The 17,982-nt window shown below is 60.5% G+C and carries 15 protein-coding genes and 3 pseudogenes; 4 read left to right on the forward strand and 14 right to left on the reverse strand.

Annotated features, from left to right (window positions below; translation table 11 throughout):
• Positions 1-28 precede the first annotated feature (28 nt).
• The 5 genes and pseudogenes from ACFQAU_RS07250 to dapD form a co-directional block, all read right to left on the reverse strand.
• Positions 29-597, reverse strand: a pseudogene (locus ACFQAU_RS07250) (TIGR04282 family arsenosugar biosynthesis glycosyltransferase).
• A pseudogene (gene dapE / locus ACFQAU_RS07255) lies at positions 594-1,737 on the reverse strand (succinyl-diaminopimelate desuccinylase). The pseudogenes ACFQAU_RS07250 and dapE overlap by 4 nt, the downstream one beginning before the upstream one ends.
• Positions 1,738-1,838: 101 nt before the next feature.
• Positions 1,839-2,177, reverse strand: coding sequence for a hypothetical protein (locus ACFQAU_RS07260; RefSeq protein WP_067622327.1), 339 nt, complete (start codon positions 2,175-2,177; stop codon positions 1,839-1,841).
• 88 nt (positions 2,178-2,265) lie between these two features.
• Complete coding sequence (locus tag ACFQAU_RS07265; RefSeq protein WP_067622328.1) at positions 2,266-2,520, reverse strand: GlsB/YeaQ/YmgE family stress response membrane protein; 255 nt, start codon at positions 2,518-2,520, stop codon at positions 2,266-2,268.
• A gap of 56 nt (positions 2,521-2,576) precedes the next feature.
• The gene (dapD, locus tag ACFQAU_RS07270) at positions 2,577-3,404 is read right to left on the reverse strand and encodes a 2,3,4,5-tetrahydropyridine-2,6-dicarboxylate N-succinyltransferase (RefSeq protein WP_132443893.1); all 828 of its coding nucleotides are present in this window, start codon (positions 3,402-3,404) and stop codon (positions 2,577-2,579) included.
• Positions 3,405-3,577: 173 nt separating this feature from the next.
• Here dapD and ACFQAU_RS07275 point away from each other — a divergent pair, with 173 nt between their 5' ends.
• Positions 3,578-4,441 (forward strand): LOG family protein, encoded by an 864-nt coding sequence (locus ACFQAU_RS07275; RefSeq protein ID WP_067622333.1) that lies wholly within the window; start codon positions 3,578-3,580, stop codon positions 4,439-4,441.
• Between the two features lie 20 nt (positions 4,442-4,461).
• On the opposite strand, the gene ACFQAU_RS07280 is transcribed toward ACFQAU_RS07275, so the two are convergent.
• The 3 genes and pseudogenes from ACFQAU_RS07280 to ACFQAU_RS07290 all read right to left on the reverse strand — a co-directional run bounded on the left by ACFQAU_RS07280 (position 4,462) and on the right by ACFQAU_RS07290 (position 7,042).
• Entirely contained in the window at positions 4,462-5,307 is an 846-nt protein-coding gene (locus tag ACFQAU_RS07280; protein WP_386281426.1) for an NAD(P)H-dependent flavin oxidoreductase, read from the reverse strand.
• Positions 5,304-5,426, reverse strand: a complete 123-nt coding sequence (locus ACFQAU_RS07285; protein ID WP_386281429.1) for a hypothetical protein — start codon at positions 5,424-5,426, stop codon at positions 5,304-5,306. The genes ACFQAU_RS07280 and ACFQAU_RS07285 overlap by 4 nt, the downstream gene beginning before the upstream one ends.
• A 3-nt stretch (positions 5,427-5,429) precedes the next feature.
• Positions 5,430-7,042: pseudogene (locus tag ACFQAU_RS07290) on the reverse strand (GMC family oxidoreductase).
• 278 nt (positions 7,043-7,320) lie between these two features.
• Between ACFQAU_RS07290 and ACFQAU_RS07295 the strand changes: the two are divergent.
• The 3 genes from ACFQAU_RS07295 to ACFQAU_RS07305 all read left to right on the forward strand — a co-directional run bounded on the left by ACFQAU_RS07295 (position 7,321) and on the right by ACFQAU_RS07305 (position 12,696).
• Positions 7,321-10,521 (forward strand): CHASE domain-containing protein, encoded by a 3,201-nt coding sequence (locus ACFQAU_RS07295; protein ID WP_240791551.1) that lies wholly within the window; start codon positions 7,321-7,323, stop codon positions 10,519-10,521.
• A gap of 138 nt (positions 10,522-10,659) precedes the next feature.
• Positions 10,660-12,312 (forward strand): PAS domain-containing sensor histidine kinase, encoded by a 1,653-nt coding sequence (locus tag ACFQAU_RS07300; protein ID WP_206054274.1) that lies wholly within the window; start codon positions 10,660-10,662, stop codon positions 12,310-12,312.
• A 12-nt stretch (positions 12,313-12,324) separates the two neighbouring features.
• Entirely contained in the window at positions 12,325-12,696 is a 372-nt protein-coding gene (locus tag ACFQAU_RS07305) for a response regulator (RefSeq protein ID WP_067622348.1), read from the forward strand.
• A 90-nt stretch (positions 12,697-12,786) separates the two neighbouring features.
• Here the strand turns inward: ACFQAU_RS07305 and ACFQAU_RS07310 are convergent, their stop codons facing one another.
• The 6 genes from ACFQAU_RS07310 to ACFQAU_RS07335 all read right to left on the reverse strand — a co-directional run bounded on the left by ACFQAU_RS07310 (position 12,787) and on the right by ACFQAU_RS07335 (position 17,964).
• Positions 12,787-13,146: an Hpt domain-containing protein gene (locus tag ACFQAU_RS07310; protein WP_067940935.1), complete on the reverse strand. Its 360-nt coding sequence runs from the start codon at positions 13,144-13,146 to the stop codon at positions 12,787-12,789.
• Positions 13,143-13,274: a hypothetical protein gene (locus ACFQAU_RS07315; protein WP_386281436.1), complete on the reverse strand. Its 132-nt coding sequence runs from the start codon at positions 13,272-13,274 to the stop codon at positions 13,143-13,145. Before ACFQAU_RS07315 ends, ACFQAU_RS07310 begins: the two co-directional genes overlap by 4 nt.
• A complete protein-coding gene (locus tag ACFQAU_RS07320) occupies positions 13,265-14,113 on the reverse strand; it encodes a response regulator (RefSeq protein ID WP_386281439.1) in 849 nt (282 codons plus the stop codon). Before ACFQAU_RS07320 ends, ACFQAU_RS07315 begins: the two co-directional genes overlap by 10 nt.
• A gap of 286 nt (positions 14,114-14,399) precedes the next feature.
• Positions 14,400-15,770: an aspartate aminotransferase family protein gene (locus tag ACFQAU_RS07325; RefSeq protein WP_132443896.1), complete on the reverse strand. Its 1,371-nt coding sequence runs from the start codon at positions 15,768-15,770 to the stop codon at positions 14,400-14,402.
• Positions 15,771-15,817: 47 nt separating this feature from the next.
• Positions 15,818-17,302, reverse strand: coding sequence for an NAD-dependent succinate-semialdehyde dehydrogenase (locus ACFQAU_RS07330; protein WP_206054275.1), 1,485 nt, complete (start codon positions 17,300-17,302; stop codon positions 15,818-15,820).
• A 128-nt stretch (positions 17,303-17,430) separates the two neighbouring features.
• Positions 17,431-17,964, reverse strand: coding sequence for an Lrp/AsnC family transcriptional regulator (locus tag ACFQAU_RS07335; RefSeq protein ID WP_240791552.1), 534 nt, complete (start codon positions 17,962-17,964; stop codon positions 17,431-17,433).
• Positions 17,965-17,982 lie beyond the last annotated feature (18 nt).

Below are 17,982 nucleotides of genomic sequence, written 5' to 3' on the forward strand. Positions count from 1 at the left end.
TCAGCAGGTAGCACGCAGCCCCCTGTCGTCATGGCAAATCGTGAATTTCGTCCACGTCGCGCAGGGTTGAGACTTCGGCGATGCGGTAGCCCGGCAGGGTCGCGCGGCTGTCGGCCAGCGCCTGCGGGCCGGACCAGCGCACAGCGTCGAACAGGCTAGGCGGTGCGCGGCGGGGGTGTTTCAACCCCACCAGCCAGTAGCCCCCATCGGGCGCGGGGCCAAAGACCGCGTCATGTCGTTCGAGCGCATCGAAGGCCCGCGCAAGTTCCTTGCGATTAATGCCGGGAATATCCGCCCCGATCACACAGGCCGGGCCGGGTGCGGCGCGTAGCATCCGTGCCATTCGGTCGCCCAGATTGCCCCTGCCCTGCGGCCAGCGGGCAAATGCGCAGGCCAAACCCGACTTTGCAGCCCTTCGACATCCGGCGCGACAGCCAGCACCACCTGCCAACGTGGATCTTCAATGCGGCGCAGCAGGCGGCGCGTCTGGTGGCGAAACCACCATGCCGCGCCCACCATGCCAAGGTCACGGCCCAGCCGGGTTTTCACCCGACCGGGATGCGGTTCTTTTACCATAACGATGAGCGTTGGTTTCACGTAAAATAATTCCGCAGCACACGGGTGTAGATGGATTTGAGCTGTTCGATATGCTCAACCCGCACATGCTCATCAACTTGGTGCATGGACTGGCCGACCAAACCGAACTCGACCACCGGGCAATGCGCTTTGACAAAACGCGCGTCCGATGTCCCGCCGGTGGTCGAGAGTTCCGGCTTCACCCCAGTCTCCGCCTCCACCGCGCCCGAAACCAGATCGGACAGAGCGCCCGGCGGGGTGATAAAGCTCTCGCCGGAGATCTTGATCTCCACCTCCACCTGTAGGCCGAATTCCTCGGCGATTTTGTCCGCTTCGCCGCGCAGCCAATCGCTGAGGCTTGCGCCTGAATGGTGGTCGTTGAACCGGATATTCACCGCGCCGCGGCACTGCGCCGGGATCACGTTGGTGGCTTTGTTGCCAGTGTCGACCGTGACAACCGCCAGTGTCGACGGATCGAAATGATCGCTGCCCTGATCCAACTCATAGCTGGCCAAACGGTCCATCAGCCGCATCATCGCGGGCAGCGGGTTGTTGGCCCGGTGCGGATAGGCCGCGTGGCCCTGTTTGCCCGTCACCTTGAAATGCGCGTTCATCGACCCGCGCCGCCCGATCTTGATCATGTCGCCCATGGTTTCGGGGCAAGTCGGCTCACCCACAAGGCAGACATCCATCCGCTCGCCGTTCTCGGCCATGTAGTCCAACAGCGCCGTGGTCCCGTCGAGCGCGTCGCCCTCTTCGTCCCCGGTGATCGCCAGCACGATGGAACCATCGGGCGGTGTGTCTTTGACGAAATCAACCGCCGCCGCGACAAAGGCTGCCACGCCGGATTTCATGTCGGTGGTGCCGCGGCCATACATGATGCCGTCTTTGATCTCGGCTCCGAAGGGGGAATCGACCAGTCGGCCTCATCCCCGATGGGGACCACATCGGTGTGACCGTTAAAGCCGAAAGACTTGGTGTTGCCCTTGTTGCCCCAGCGGGCAAAAGGTTGCAAATGCCGCCCCGGTCCACGCGCGTACAGTCGAACCCAGCCGCGCCCAGTACCTCTTCCAGCACTTCCAACGCACCATCGTTGACGGGGGTGACAGAGGCGCAGCGCACCAGTTTTGCGGTGAGATCAACAGGGTCGAGACCGGACATATCGGCTCCTTTTCAGGGGTTATCGCTTGTCCGGTAACTTGTGTGGGCAAATCGCGCCGATGCCAAGGGGGCGCACTGCAATTCCCCGTGTGGGACCGTGGTCAGTCGAAAAACGGGGTCATTTGGGCGACGATGACCGAGTTTTCCTCTAGTGCGCGCTGCATCAACTCACGCTCTTCGCCGTCGATCTCTTGGCCCTCGGCCTCGCGCTCTTCCAGAGTGCCATAGCCGGTCACGTCCAGCGGGTTGGTGTCGGCCTGTTTGAGGATCGCCACGGTCTCTCGCACGGCTTCGGCCTCGTCGATACCAGAGGCGAAACACATCAGCGCGGCCCCGGTGGCCTTGTCGGGCAGGCCATCGCCATCCTTGCGACCGATCTGAACCAAAAGGGTAAAGACCTGCTGGCGCGAAGGTTTCTTGGTTTTCTTGGGTTCAGACATGATAAGGGCCGCCGATTGCTTTCGGCAGCCCTAACCTTTTCGCTCAGATTTGGAAAGGGGCCGCGCCCCTGCCCTTAGGTCTTGGCAATCAAGTCTTGCCGCGGACCAACCGTGTGACCCAGATCAGCAGGCAGGCACCGATAATACCGACCACCAACTGACCGAACCAACCGCCCAGCGTGCTGCCAACGATCAGCATCAACAGCCAGTTCGCGACCAAGGCACCAACGATGCCGAGGATGATGTTCATGATCAGACCCATGTCCGATTTCATGATTTTTTCTGCGATCCAGCCTGCAAGGCCACCCACGATGATTGCGGCAAACCAACCGATACCCGTCATGTCGTTAATCTCCTTTGAATTCAGGTCTCAACGCTATGAAGGGGCATTTGGTTCCCTCAGTCGCGCAGCAACTCGTTGATCGAGGTTTTGGAGCGGGTCTTGGCGTCCACCCGTTTCACGATCACGGCGCAGTAAAGGTTCACGTTGTTCTTCGATGGCATGGTGCCTGCGACGACGACCGACCCTGCGGGCACTTCGCCATACATGATCTCACCAGTTTCGCGGTCGACGATCTTGGTCGACTGGCCGATGAAGACACCCATGCCCAGCACCGAACCTTCGCGCACGATGCAGCCTTCGACGACTTCCGACCGCGCCCCGATAAAGCAGTTGTCTTCGATGATAGTCGGGCCTGCCTGCATCGGTTCCAACACACCGCCGATGCCGACGCCGCCCGAGAGGTGCACGTTTTTGCCAATCTGCGCGCAGGAGCCGACGGTGGCCCATGTATCAACCATGGTGCCGCTGTCGACATAGGCGCCGATGTTCACGAAAGACGGCATCAGCACCACGCCGGGCGCGATATAGGCCGAGCGGCGCGCGACGCAGTTGGGCACGGCGCGGAAACCGGCCTCTTTCCATTCGGCATCGCCCCAGCCTTTGAATTTGCTGTCGACCTTGTCCCACCAGCCAGCGCCCTGCGGGCCGCCTTCTTGATGTTCCATATCCTTGATGCGGAAGCCCAGCAGCACGGCCTTTTTGGCCCACTGATTGACATGCCACTGACCGTCGTCCTGCTTTTCCGCCACGCGCAGCTTGCCGCTGTCGAGCGCGTTCAGCGTCTCTTCGATGGCGTCGCGGGTCTCTCCGGTGGTGGCGGATGTGATCTGGTCGCGGGTATCCCAAGCGGCTTCGATGGCGGTTTCAAGTTGGGCGTTGGACATGGGGCAAGTCTCCGAATGATGAAAAGGCCTTTTGAGGGCTATAGCCTTGCACCGCCAAGGGTGCAATTGCCGGGCGATGAGGGGCGTGGTCATTCTGTGATCAACAATGCATGTTGACCTGAGCGGCCATCGCGCCACCTGAGCCAAGCCCTAGACCAAGGAAAGACCCGAGGATGACCGAGGAACACCGCCACCCCCTGCGCCGCGCCAATGTTGACCGCGCCAAGGCCCAAGACGCCCCCGACACGCCGCAAACCCGCGCGCCCGCCTACCGTCTGGCCTTTACCGACGACGACTTCATGTGCCGCGATGAGCTGCGCCCGGTGCGCCTGCAACTGGAATTGCTCAAGCCCGAACTGCTGCTCGATGCCCACGGCATCCAATCGACCATCGTGCTCTTTGGCGGCGCGCGCATTCCTGCACCAGCCGAGAAACACACCGCCCGCACCAAAACGTTGGCCGATCTGTCGCGTTTTTATGACGAGACGCGCACCTTTGCCCGGCTGATGACTGAAAAGTCGATGGAAACCGGCGGCGTGGAGAACGTCATCGTCACCGGCGGTGGGCCGGGTGTGATGGAGGCAGGCAACCGGGGCGCGCTGGACGCGGGCGGCCATTCCATCGGCCTGAATATCGTGCTGCCGTTTGAGCAGGCGCCCAATGAGTATGTCACGCCAGAGCTTTGCTTTAACTTCCACTATTTCGCGATCCGCAAGATGCATTTCCTGATGCGCGCCCGCGCGATCTGCGTCTTCCCCGGTGGTTTCGGCACCATGGACGAGCTCTTTGAGGCCCTGACGCTGATCCAGACCGGCCGCATGAACCGCGTGCCCTTCCTCCTGTTCGGGCGTGAGTTCTGGGAAAAGATCATCAACTGGGACGCGCTGGCCGATGCTGGGACGATCTCTGCCGAAGACCTCGACCTGTTCCGCTTTGTCGAAAGCGCGGATGAGGCGATGGAGGTGATCGAGAATTGGGAGACCGCCCCCGCCCGCGAACATGTGCCGGGCCGGGAAGAGGTCGAAGATCACGGCTGATCGGGCTTTGCCCGGCCCCGTCACCGGGTAAAGGTCTGGCCCAAGGCCACTTTGGCCCCTTGGACAATATCGCGCAGGATATCGGCGGCGGGTTTGACCGCGCCGATCAACCCTGCGACCTCTCCGACAAAGGCGTTGGCGGTGCGAGCATCGCCCTCTGCCACCGCCGCCTGCCAACGTGGCAACTCCTGCGCCAGCGCGGCGCGCAGCCCGTCGGGGTCATCATGCCAACGGTCGGTGAACTCATTGCGCAGCACGCGGCCCGTGTAGCGTTTGGGCCAGTCATAGCCGCGCATGATGTCGGTCACGGTGCTGCGCAGCGTATCATCGCCACTGGCCTCAATCGCGGCCTTTAGCATCGCGGGATGCACCAGCGCCTCTTCCGAGGCCCAGAAGCGCGAGCCGACGACCACCCCATCGGCCCCGAGCATCAGCGCCGCCGCCAACCCGCGCCCGTCACCCACACCGCCCGCCGCACAAAGCAGCACTTCAGGCGCATGGCGGGCGATGTGATCGGCAATTTCGGGCACAAGGGTAAAGGTCGCGCGTTTTTCGCCGTGGCCGCCAGCCTCGGCCCCTTGGGCGACGATGATCTCGGCCCCCAGATCGATCGCATGGGCGGCATCGCGCAGGGTTTGCACCTGACAGATCAGCGGCACTTTGGCCGCTCGGATCGCGGGGACGAACTCTGCCGGATCGCCGAACGAAAGAAAGACCGCCGCCGGGTCGCGGGCGAGAACCTGCTCCAACGCCTGCGGATGCTCCCGCAGTTTCCAAGTGATAAAGCCGCAGCCGACCGATTGGTTGCCCGCCAGATCTTGCTGCTCAGCGATCCATTCGCCGGAATCGTAGGCCCCGCCGATCATGCCCAAGCCCCCGCGCTTGAGACCGCCGCCGCCAGCCGCCCGCCCGCGGCGAAAGCCATGGGCGCTTGGATGATCGGATGGCTGATCCCCAGCCGTTTGGTCAAACGCGTGGTCAGCATCCCCTACCGCCCCGCCAGAATGGCGTCAGCGGCCTTTTCGGCAATCATCACCGTCGGCGATGCCGTGTTGCCCGAGACGATCTTGGGCATGATCGAGGCATCAATCACCCGCAGTCCCTGCAACCCATGCACCCGCAGATCGGCATCGACCACGGCCATCGGATCACTGCCCATCTTGCAGGTGCCAACGGGGTGAAAGATCGTCGTGGCAATATCGCGCGCCTTGTCGAGCAGGTCTTCATCGCTCTGCACGACGGGGCCGGGCAAGATTTCCTCGGGCTGATAAGGGTGCAGCGCCTTGGCCGTCATGATGTGTCGCGCCTGTTTCATGGCCGCGACCGCGACACGCTTGTCGCTCTCAGCGGAAAGATAGTTCAGACGGATGTCGGGCTGCACCGCGCTGTCGCGGCTGGTCAGATGGCAAGAGCCGATACTCTCGGGCCGCAGGTTGCAGACCGAAACGGTAATCGCCGGGAACGGGTGCAACGGATCGCCCAGCTTGTCGGTCGACAGGGGCTGCACGTGGTATTCCAGATCGGGCGTCTCAAGCGCCGGATCGGACTTGGTGAACATGCCGAACTGGCTGGGCGCCATCGCCAAGGGGCCGCTGCGCCGCATGAGATATTCCAGACCCATCCGCCCCTTCCCCCAAAGCGAATGGGTCATCGTGTTGAGCGTCTTGGTGTTTTGCACTTTATAGACGGTGCGGATCTGCAAATGGTCCTGAAGGTTCTCCCCCACGCCGGGCAGTTCATGCAGCGTGGTGATACCCATGCCGCTCAAAAGCTCGCTCTGCCCGATGCCCGAGAGTTCGAGGATCTTGGGTGAGTTGATTGCCCCCGCCGACAACAGCACTTCGCCCTCGGCCACGGCCCGCAGGGCGCGGCCTTCGTGGGTAAAGCGCACGCCGGTCACGCGCTTGCCCTCTAGGATCAGCCCATTGGTATGGGCATGGGTCATCACCCGCAGGTTGGGCCGCTGCATCGCGGGGCGCAGGAAACCGCGCGCCGTGTTCCAGCGCACACCGCCATGTTGGTTCACCTCGAAAAAGCCCGAGCCTTCGTTATCGCCATCGTTGAAATCGGCACGCGGTTCGATCCCGAACTCCCGCGCGCCGTCCTGCACGGCCTCCAAAATGTCCCACCGCAGGCGCTGTTTGCTGACCTTCCACTCGCCTCCGGCGCTGTGCATGTCATTGCCGCCCGCGTGGTGATCCTCGGACTTGAGGAAATAGGGCAGCACGTCGTCCCAGCTCCACCCGGCGTTGCCAAGCTGCCGCCAATGGTCATAGTCCGCCGCCTGCCCGCGCATGTAGATCATGCCGTTGATGGAGCTACAGCCGCCCAGCATCTTGCCGCGCGGGTAGGTCAGAGAGCGCCCGTTCAACCCCGGCTCGGGCGCAGTTTTCATCATCCAATCGGTGCGCGGATTGCCGATGCAATAGAGATACCCCACCGGCACCTTGACCCAGTGGTAGTTGTCATCCCCCCAGCCTCGAGCAGCAGGACGTTATTGGCTGGATCAGCGCTGAGACGGTTGGCCAAAACACAGCCCGCGGTGCCAGCGCCGACAATGATATAGTCATAGCGACCCTCTAGCTGTGTCTCGTCGTGCATGGTGATCTCTCCCGATATTCTGGCCCGCCTCCCCGGCGCGTTATTGGTAGAGCGCCCGGCGACAGGTCACAATCCCTGCCGTAAGTCGCCCGCCCACCGCGGCATTTACCGCAAAGCCACATTCCTCGCGCTTTGCCCGCGCAGCGCATCCGTTTGTTGATTTTTTCGGCTCTTAGGTGAATATGGCCGAACTGGATATATTGCCCCGATGCGTTAGGTTTTGCCTTGGGGTTAAAATTTCGCCGCCTTCTGGTGGCCAGAGACAAGGGCTATAATTAGTGCGGCGACCCGAATTTATACTGTTTCTCGGATGTCTCGCCATCACCTTTGGGGTGTTTCTTTATAGCAATCGCAGCAATGATCTCGCCACCGAACGGGCCTTTGACCGGATCGCCGAGGAAAGCCTGCAAAGCCTCGACGCGCGGATGCACACCTATTTGCAGAGCCTCAACGGCATCGCCGCCTTCATGAACGCCTCTGACGAAGTGACCGCCAGCGATTTCGCGCATTACGTCAATACGCTGGAGATCGACACCTTTCTGCCCGGCATCAACGGCATCGGCTTTGTCGCCCCGGTCGCCCGAGGGACCGAAGAGGCTTTCATCGAAGAGGTAACCGCCCTCGGGATAGAAGATTTCCGGATCCACCCCAACACCGGCAACGCCGAGAAGATGGTGATCCAATATATCTACCCCCAAGGGCCGAATGCAGAGGCCGTGGGCCTTGATATCAGCTTTAACGAGGACCGCCGCCGCGCCGCCCTGCGGGCCCGCGAGACCAGAGAGCCGCAACTGACACCGCGCATTCTGCTGGTGCAGGACAAATCCCGTCAGCCCGGTTTTCTGTTGCTACGTCCAGTCTATGCCGCCGGCAACCGTCCGGCGCAGGATACGGCAGGCTTTATCGGTTGGGTCTATGCGCCCTTTGTCGGTGCAAACCTGCTGAACGCGCTGACCCCGGCTCAGGGGGAGGCCTATGAAATCAAAGTCTTCGATGGGCTGACCACCGCCCCGGAGAACCGGATTTTCGACAGCACGCCCGAAGGTGTCGAAAGCGGGCATCACAGCATTACCCAAACGATCGAACGCTTTGGCCGCCCTTGGACCGTGGTCCATGTCAGCACGATCAGTTTCGACAGCGCCACGCACAGTGCCGTGCCGGAGATCCTGTTGATTTCCGGCATATTGCTGGCGATCCTTTTCTTCGTCGCCTTCCGCAGCCTGCGCCAGCGCAGCGCGGCCCTGAGCGAGCTTGCCGTGCTGCGCGAACGCCAGATCGACGCCCATGAAGAGGAAAACCGCGCCGTCATCGATAACGCTGTGACGCCTGTATTCCTGCTTGACGGCGAGGACCGCGTGCTTTTCGCCAACCAAGCGGCGCTGGTCTGCTTTGGCTATGGGCATGAGGCGCTCAAGGGGATGGATTTCCGCAATCTCGTCACCGACTTGATCGAAGACCATGACCACGAGCAGGTCAACGCGGCAGGCAAGACCTGCTTTGGCCAAGACCTGAAGCTTGATCTGCAACGCAACAGTTGGACCACCCATACCGGCGAGCGGCGCGTGACGGCAATCGTGCGCGATCTGACCTCGGAACTTGCGGTGCAGGATGAACTGGCGAAGAACAAAGCGCTCTATGACCTCGCCCTCGAAGGCGCGCAGATCGGCGTTTTTAACATCGACCTGCGCACCGGGAAATCCGAGGTGTCCGACACATGGCGGCGCATTCTGGGGATGGCCGATTTCGAGCGGTTGACCGATCCGCAGGCGGAATTCCTCAAGCGGGTCCATACCGAAGACCTGCCGCTGCTGAACCAGACCGATCAGGCCTGCATCTCAGGGCAGCAACAACGTTCCGTCACCGAATACCGGCTGAAGATTGGCACCGGGGAATGGCGCTGGATGCGCTCGGACGCGGTGGTGACCGAACGCGATGAAAACGGCACTGCCTTGCGGATGGTGGGCACCCAAACCGATGTGACCGACATCGTCCATGCCCGCAATGCGCTTGAAACCAGCGAGCGGCGGTTTCGGCAGGTGCTGGCAGCGGCCCCCGTGGGCATGGCGATTCTGGGCGAAGGGGGCGTGTTCAACAGCGTCAACAGCGCGCTTTGCACGCTCTGCGGCTATAGCGAAGAAGAACTGCTGTCGAATACCAAACTGGGCGATCTGATGCCCGAGGGCGATTTGCAAAAGCTCTATGGTGAGGTTCGCGGGCTCGTCGATTCGCGCAGTTCACAAAACTATCAGGCCGAATACCGCATCACCCACAAGCTGGGCTATGAACGCTGGGGCCTGTTCAACGTCTCGTGGACCTTTGACAAGAACACGCGCGGCTATGTCTTTATCGTTCAGATCAACGACATCACCGATCAAAAGAAGCTTGAGCAGATCAAGAGCGAATTCGTCTCGACCGTCAGCCATGAGCTGCGCACACCGCTGACCTCGATCAAAGGGGCCTTGGGTCTGATCGACACCACGGACAACAGCCGCTTCCTGCCGGCGCATATCCGGCTGATCGACATCGCGCGCAGCAATGCCGACCGGCTGTCGCATATCGTGAACGATATTCTGGACCTCGAAAAGATTTCGTCGGGCGAGGTGCAGTTCGATTTCCACGATGTCGATCTGAACAAGGTGATCAACGACTCGGTCAACGAAATGTCGCCCTTCGCGATCACTCATAACAACACCTTGGGCGTGCAACTGCCCGACAAACCGCTGACGGTTCGGGTGGATGAAAGCCGCACGCGGCAGGTCTTGGCCAATCTTATCTCAAACGCCTGCAAATATTCCGATGCCGAGAGCGAGGTGCAAATTCGCGCCGAGCGGCTGGGGGACCGGGCGATTGTCTTTATCCAGAACACCGGCCCCGGCGTGCCGGAAAACTTCCGCCCGCGCATCTTTCAGGCGTTCTCTCAGGCCGATGGGTCCGACACACGCGCCAAGGGCGGCACCGGGCTGGGGCTGAACATCACCCGGCAGATCATCAAACGTCAGGGCGGTACCATCGGATTCGAAAGCATCCCGAAAGGCGTCACCGTCTTTTGGTTCACCTGCCCCATCGCCGAGGCCGAAACCGTGCAATCGCCCGCCGCCCCCGACGCGGAAATCGGGGAGCGGGACACGAAGCTGCGCGTGCTGCATATCGAAGACGATATCGACTTTGCAGAGGTGATCCGCACCGGTTTGGACAGCGTGGCAGAGGTGACCAATGTCACCAACCTCGCTCAAGCGCAGAAGTTGATCGGCCAAGAAGAGCTTGATGTGGTGATCCTTGATTGGTCCCTGCCAGACGGCGATGCCCGCTCTTTGTTGGAGGACATCATCCGTCTGCACCCAGAGGCCAAGATCATCAGCCTATCCGCCGACAACAACCGAGAGCCCGATCCCCGCGTCGGGATCAACCTTGTCAAATCACGGAGCGGGATCAGCTCGGTGGTCAACTCAATTACGGGAACAACCGCACGCGCATCTTAACCTGTCGCACCACGGCGAAGTGACGCTAAAGTGCGACACGCCATATTATTGCCAATATGCTCTGGCATTTTGTTTAAATTACAACGCACATGTCATGCTATAGTTCGAGCATGTCCGCTTCGGGGCGAGGAATTACGAGTGTCTTCAAAGCCATTTACCAAGCGTACCGCCGCCACATTTTTTCTGGGCACTGCCATTTCCGGCAGTTGGTACACCGCAACCTCCGCGCTTTTCGCGGGTCAAATGGGGGAGGTTATCCCCGTCGTCGGCGCGATCATTCTGGCGGGGCTAACGCCCTTCGCCGCGAACGCGCTCCAGTCAAGCCCTGAGAGGGGTACTGATAGTTTCGATATGGAACAAAGGCTTAGGGCATTTGATAGCCACGCCATTGTGAATATCGTCGATACCGGCGGAATGCTGGAACAGGTTAATGACCGTTTCATCGAACTGACGGGCTATACCCGCGATCAGTTGATCGGCCAGCCTGTGTCGATGCTTTACCAAGATGAGTTTCGCGAACTTCTGGCAGAAATCCGGGCCACCTTGATGGCCGGCAAGACATGGCAGGGAGAGACCCCGCTGCGCTGCGCCGATGGTCGGGTGATACAGACGCAATGCACCGTGATGCCCCTTTTCGACAACAAAGGGGCATGGTCCGGGTCGATCTCAGCCCGTACCGATGTGACCCACGCTAAGGAACTTCTGGCCGAACGCGACACGGCGGAAACGCTTTATGAACTGCGCGATGACATTTGGATCGTCGATGCCGAGACCGAGCGTTTCAGCTATATGAACCGCGTCGCCATGAGCCGAAGCGGCTGGTGTACCGACACCTATACCGAGCAAACGCTCGAAACCTTGGCAGAAAAATGCGACAATCCAGCCCTTCTTGAGGCCTGCCGGGATCTGAAAAAGTCGGGCAAGGCGATGACGCAGTTCGACACGCAACTGTTTGGCAATCATTTCCAAGTCACCATCAAACTTCTGCCCACCGGCGGCGCGGCAGGGCGATTCCTGGTCATGTTGCACGACGTTTCGGATATTATCAGCGAAGAGCGGATGAAGTCGGAATTCATCTCTATGGTCAGCCATGAACTGCGCTCGCCCCTGACCTCGATCAAGGGCTCTATGGGGCTGCTTTTGTCGCGGGCGGCGGGTGAATTGCCGAGCAAAGCGCGGGCGTTGCTAGAAATCTCCCACCGCAATGCCGACCGGCTTGTGCTGATCATCAATGACATCCTCGATCTGGAAAAGATCGCGAACGGGCGGCTGGAGTTCAACCTTGAAGAGGTTGATATCGCAGAACTTCTGCATGAGACCAGCGCCGCGAACGCCTCGCTTGAACAGCGCCACGGCGTGCGCATTCAAGTGGAAGGCACGGATGACCTGAACAAAGTGACCACAGATCCGAACCGGGTCATTCAGGTGCTGACGAACTTCTTATCCAATGCGTCCAAATTCTCCAAACCCGGAGAGCGCGTTACCATTCGCGCCGAAGAGAATGAGAACGAATTGCGCATCTCTGTAGCGGACCGCGGCCCGGGTATCCCGGCCTCTGAGCAGCACAAGGTGTTCCAGCGGTTTGCCGATCTGTCCAACTCCAACCGGGCCGACAATGGCGGCACCGGGCTGGGCCTCAGCGTCTGCAAAGCCATCGTCGAGAATCTTGGCGGTAAAATAGGTTTTGACAGCCGCGAGGGATTTGGTACGACATTTTACTTTACCCTGCCGAAGAAAAATTCTCAGGTAGCGGCAGAGGAACCGGCTGCGTTGCTGCGCGAAGCCTCCTAGAGAGAGTATGGAATGATCAAACTGCTGCACGTCGAGGATGACGCCGATATTCGTGAAATCGCGCTGATGGCGCTTGAGCTAAGCGGCGATTTCGACGTCGTCCAATGCGAGACCGGGGAAGCGGCGCTGAATCAGGTTCAGTCCTATACGCCCGATGTGATCCTGCTCGATATGATGATGCCCGGCATGACCGGCCGCCAGACCCTTGAGAAGATGCGCGAAATGGATAGCCTGCGTGACGTTCCGGCGATCTTCATGACCGCCCGCGCCCAGCATAACGAGATCGAAGAGCTGCGCGATTTGGGGGCCGCTGACGTGATCAGCAAACCCTTCGACCCCATTGCTCTCGCGGATCAGGTCAAGGCGGCGATGCAGGCCAACTAGGCCAGCGACCACTTGGCCTGCCCTATTGGGCAGCTTTTTGATAAATTGTCTGTAGGAATGGGGTCGGCGCAAAGCACGGCCACCGTGTCCTTAGGCTTGGGCGTCGATTTGCTGCCTGCAATGCGCGACGAAACCATCCAGTTCCGAGATGATCTCGATCGGGCAATCCGCGCGTTCAGCGCGAGGTCCGGCGAGATGCTCGACGATTTGGGTTTCGCACTGACGCGCCAGCCGGCCAAGCTCTTCAAAGCCGAGCGACCCGGCGCTGCCTGCGATCTGGTGCAGAATGGCCTGCGCGCTGGCCAGATTGCCTTTGATCTCATCCACGGTCGTCCCGTCCCAAGCGGCCAAGCCATGGGTTGCGATCAGCGTCTGGCGTTCGTCCAGCATTTCGACAAAGCGCTTGCGAATGCGCTCTATGCCGGGAAGTTCAGCTAACATTTTAGTCATGCCTGTTGATCATTCTGCCAAAAGTCATTGAGCGATTTCGTATGTGCCTCACTGGCGGCTTCTGCGCTTGCATGAGCCTGCGCCAGCGCATCCATGACGGAATTGCCGCTCTTCCAGATCAGCCGCACGGCCTCCCCGCGCTGACACGCGGGTGAACACGTTCGCCATTATTGTCGAACAATTCGGTTTGAGACAACTCCAAGTTAACCGCATCCATCAAACCGCCCATATTCGGACGCCATCCGCTTTCCGTAACGCACACGAAAGTGCCATTGCCCGCGTAGGACATGAGCACCTGATGGTCGACAAGCGTATCAGACAGGATCTCGGCCACATCGGACACAAGGCTATAGAACTCGAAAGAGGTCATCGTCGCGTGGAAGGCGTCAACCTCGCGGATGGTAAAGGCAAAGGCGGTGGAGCCGAAAAGCGCGCTGCGCGACAGCTGCGCGACGTAGTTTTCCATCGCGGTGTAGTCGATCACATTGTCCACGTCGTAGATCGGGACCGGCTCGAACAACTCCATATGGGTGGCCTGATCGGCGATGGTCTTGGCGGCGAAAATCTTCTTGGTCCGCTGCTGACGCTCTTTCACCATGCCTTCGACCAGCCCGATGCGAGATTTCAGCTCGGCAATCTCAAAAGGCTTGGTCACATAGTCGGTTGCCCCGGCGGCAAAGGCCGCATCGATATAGCGTTTGTCGGACATCGCGGTGAGCATCAAAATTGGCGTATCGGCATGGCGCGCCGAGTTGCGAATGTGCTGCGCCAGTTCGATCCCGTCCATGCCCGGCATCTGAATATCAAGCATGAAGCAATCAATCGGACCGAGGTCGGGATCCCCCAACATATCGACCGCATGCAGAGCAGATGGGGCGGTCGTTAGTTCATGCGCACCGATAATCTCTACAAATTGCCCGAGCAATTCGAGGATAATCGGGTCGTCATCCACCGCCAGAATTTTCATTACATCTCTCCACAGATCAAAATCTTAGGGGCCCAAACTGGACGGACCGCTGCTTTGTCCTAATTTCTCTGGGAACTGTGGCCTAATTTTGACGAATTCTTAGTAAATAGGCGACAAACCGGGGCACTGTTTCCATATCGAGAGAATTTGACCCGAAAAACGGCCATCTTTACCGCATTTTCATTTGTGATCGGACGACTCGCCACTTCGCGTCCAAGGGTGATTCCCCTCAACGCAAACGGCCCGACGTTTCCGCCGGGCCGCTCTATCCTCATCCCCTTAGGTCTTAGCCCAAGCTTGCCTTGATCGCCTCGGCGGTGGCGCCCACGACCTTATCCGCTTCTTCGCGGGTCAGGCAGAAGGGCGGCGCAAAGCCGATGATGTCGCCTTGGGGCATGGCGCGGGCAATGACCCCGGCCTTGAGCATATCGCCGACGATGGTCGGCACCACTTTGCGCGCCGGATCAAACTGCGTGCGGCCATCGCGGTCTTCGACCAATTCCACGGCGCAGAGCATCCCTTCGCCGCGAATGTCGCCCACCTTGGGGTGGTCGCCCAATGCGGCCTTCATCTGCGCATTCAGATAGCCGCCCACGTCCGAGGCATTCTCGATCAGCTTCAGATCGTCGATCAGCTTGAGGTTCGCGATCCCCGCAGCCGCGCCGATGGGGTGGGCCGAATAGGTCCAGCCGTGGCCGATGGGACCGTTTTCATCGGTTCCCTGCTCCAGCACCTTCCACATCTTGTCACCCACAATGGAGCCCGACAGCGGCGCATAGGCCGAGGTCAAACCCTTGGCGATGGTGATCAGATCAGGTTTCATACCGTAGTGATCCGAGCCGAACATCGAGCCCAGACGGCCAAAGCCGGTAACGACCTCATCCGCGACCAGCAGAATGTCGTGCTTGTTCAGCACCTCCTGCACGGCGGCCCAATAGCCTTCGGGCGGCGGCACGATGCCCCCGGTGCCCAGAACCGGCTCCCCGATGAAAGCGGCGATGGTGTCGGCACCTTCGCGTTCGATCAGCGCCTCAAGCTCACCTACCAGATGCGCGGTGAACTCCGCTTCGCTCATGTTCGCGTCGGGGCGGCGGTAGTAATAGGGCGCGTCGGTGTGGACCACCTGTGCCAGCGGCAGGTCGAACTTCTTGTGGAACAGCTCCAGCCCAGTCAGCGAGCCCGTCACCAGACCAGACCCATGATAGCCACGCCAGCGCGAGATGATCTTTTTCTTCTCGGGGCGGCCAAGGATGTTGTTGTAATACCAGATCAGCTTGACGTTGGTCTCATTCGCGTCCGAGCCACCAAGGCCGAAATAAACCTTGCTCATGCCTTCGGGCGCGCGGTCGAGGATCATCTTGCTGAGCGTGATGCTCGCCTCGGTGCCGTGGCCGACGTAAGAATGGTAATAGGCCAGTTCATGCGCCTGCTCGGCAATCGCCTCGGCGATCTCGGTCCGGCCATAGCCCACGTTCACGCAATAGAGACCGGCAAAAGCGTCGAGCATCTGGTTGCCGTCGCGGTCGGTGATATGGCTGCCTTTGGCGGTCTTGATCACACGGGTCGGGCTTTCGCCGCGCGCGTGCTGCGCCAGATGGGTGGAGGGGTGAAAGAAATTTTCACGGTCCCATTGTTCGAGCATATCGTTCTTCAACATTGGTCTTTCCTTTCTTCCGACGCGCCTTTGCGCCGTATCTTCAAATCTTAGGCCCAGTCACGGCAGACGTATTTGACTTCCGTAAAGGCTTCGAGCCCCAGCCGCGACCCTTCGCGTCCGATGCCCGATTGTTTCGTCCCGCCAAAGGGGATCGGCGCGCCGGTCACCTTGGTGCGGTTCACCGCCACCATGCCGAAACACAGCGCCCGGCTGGCGCGGTAGATGCGGCGTGGGTCTTGGCTGTGGACATAGGCCACCAGCCCGTATTCCGTGTCATTGGCCCGTGTGATCGCCTCATCCTCACTGTCGAAGGCCGCGATGGCGGCCACGGGGCCAAAGGTCTCTTCGCGCATGATCAGCGCGTCGGCAGGCACATCCGCCAGCACCGTCGGTTCAAAGAACAGCGGCCCCGCCGCGTGCCGCTTGCCACCACTAAGCAGCCGCGCCCCACGGTCAAGCGCATCTTTGACGTGCTCTTCTTGTTTGGCGACGGCTTTCTCGTTCATCAACGGCCCGATGTCGGGATCATCCGCGCCGACGCCCACGGTCAGCGCCTGCGTCGCTGCGGTGAATCGCGCGCAGAAGGTCGCATAGCTGTCGCGGGCAATAAAGAAGCGGTTGGCACCGAGGCAGTCTTGTCCGGAGGTGGCGAACTTGGCCTTGATCGCCTCTTCGACCGCGCGGTCCATATCGGCATCATCGAACATGATGAAAGGCGCATGGCCGCCGAGTTCGAGCACCAAGCGTTTCACACTGTCGGATGCCTGACGATACAGCAGCTTGCCGATCTCGGTAGACCCGGTAAAAGAGATGGCGCGGACGCGGTTGTCCTCCATCCAGGGCTTCACGATCTCCGGCGCTTCGCCAGTGACGACGTTGAACACGCCTTTGGGCAGCCCCGCCTGTTCGCCCAATTCGGCCAGTGCCAGCGCCGAGAATGGCGTCTCTGCCGACGGGTGCGCCACCACGGTGCAGCCTGCCGCCAGCGCCGCACCTGCCTTGCGGGTCAGCATGGCAGAGGGGAAGTTCCACGGGGTGATCAGTGCGGCCACGCCCACCGGCTCGCGCCAGATTTCCACCTCTGCATCCGGCAGATGCGAGGTGACGCCTTCGATGTTGGGGCGGCGCGCCTCTTCGGAATAGAACTCAAAGAAAGACGCGGCATAGTCGATCTCTCCGCGCGACTCGGAGATGGGTTTGCCCTGTTCGGCGGTCATGATCCGCGCCAGATCCTCGCGGTTTTCCAGCATCAGATCGCGCCAGCGGCGCAGGATGGCACCACGCTCTTGCGGCAACAGCCCGGCCCAATGGGGGAAGGCGGCATGGGCGGCATCCACCGCGGCGCGGCTGTCGTCGGCGTTAAGCTTGGCAACCGACCCCAAGACCGCACCGCTTGCCGGGTCAGTCACCTTGAAGTCATCGCTCTGCGCGCCAGCGACCCATGCGCCGCCGACATAGGCGAAATGGCGGGCCAGCTCGCCCCGCGTCAGCGCGGGCAGACCATCGGCAGGGGTTGGGATCATCTTGGTCATCGGGCACCTCCTTGGGATGAATTGCCCCGAAGGTAACGCAGGATGTGGCGCGGGTTTGACCGAATATCAGCCCATCGGCAGGAGGTTTTGCGGCGCAGCACCCTGCCCGCCGCAAAAACTACGGCGGCTCAGCTTTCGTCTTCGGGCAAGAGCAGCGACAGCGGCAGCGGCGCCGATTTGACCGATTTGGTGACCACATAGGTGAAATAGCGCGTCAGCCCGGCCTGCTGATCCAGCAGCGCATCCATCAGACGTTGGTAACTGTCGATGTCGCGGGTGACGACCTGTAGCAGATAGTCAAAGCCGCCGCCCAAGGCCCAGCACTGGACGATCTCATCATGCTGCGCGATTACGGCTTCGAACCGTTGAAACGCCTCGGCACGATGATTGCCCAGTTCGGCCTGCACAAAGACGGTGACATGCGGGGCAATGCGGCGCAGGGCGACATGAGCCTGATAGCCGGTGATGATGCCCGCAGACTCCAACCGCGCCAGCCGTTCACCGCAGGCGGTGGGGCTTAGATTAACCTTGTCGGCAAGCGCAGATTTGGCGATGCGCCCCTCGCGAGAGAGGATCGACAGCACCGCGATATCGCGTTTATCCAGTTTGACAAAGCTCATGCCAGTTTCATGCGAGCGCAGGTCAGACTTGTCAATTGTCATGATTGTGGTGATCATCCA

It is taken from the genome of Sulfitobacter profundi, assembly GCF_042661425.1.
GTDB classification, from domain to species: Bacteria; Pseudomonadota; Alphaproteobacteria; order Rhodobacterales; family Rhodobacteraceae; genus Sulfitobacter; species Sulfitobacter profundi.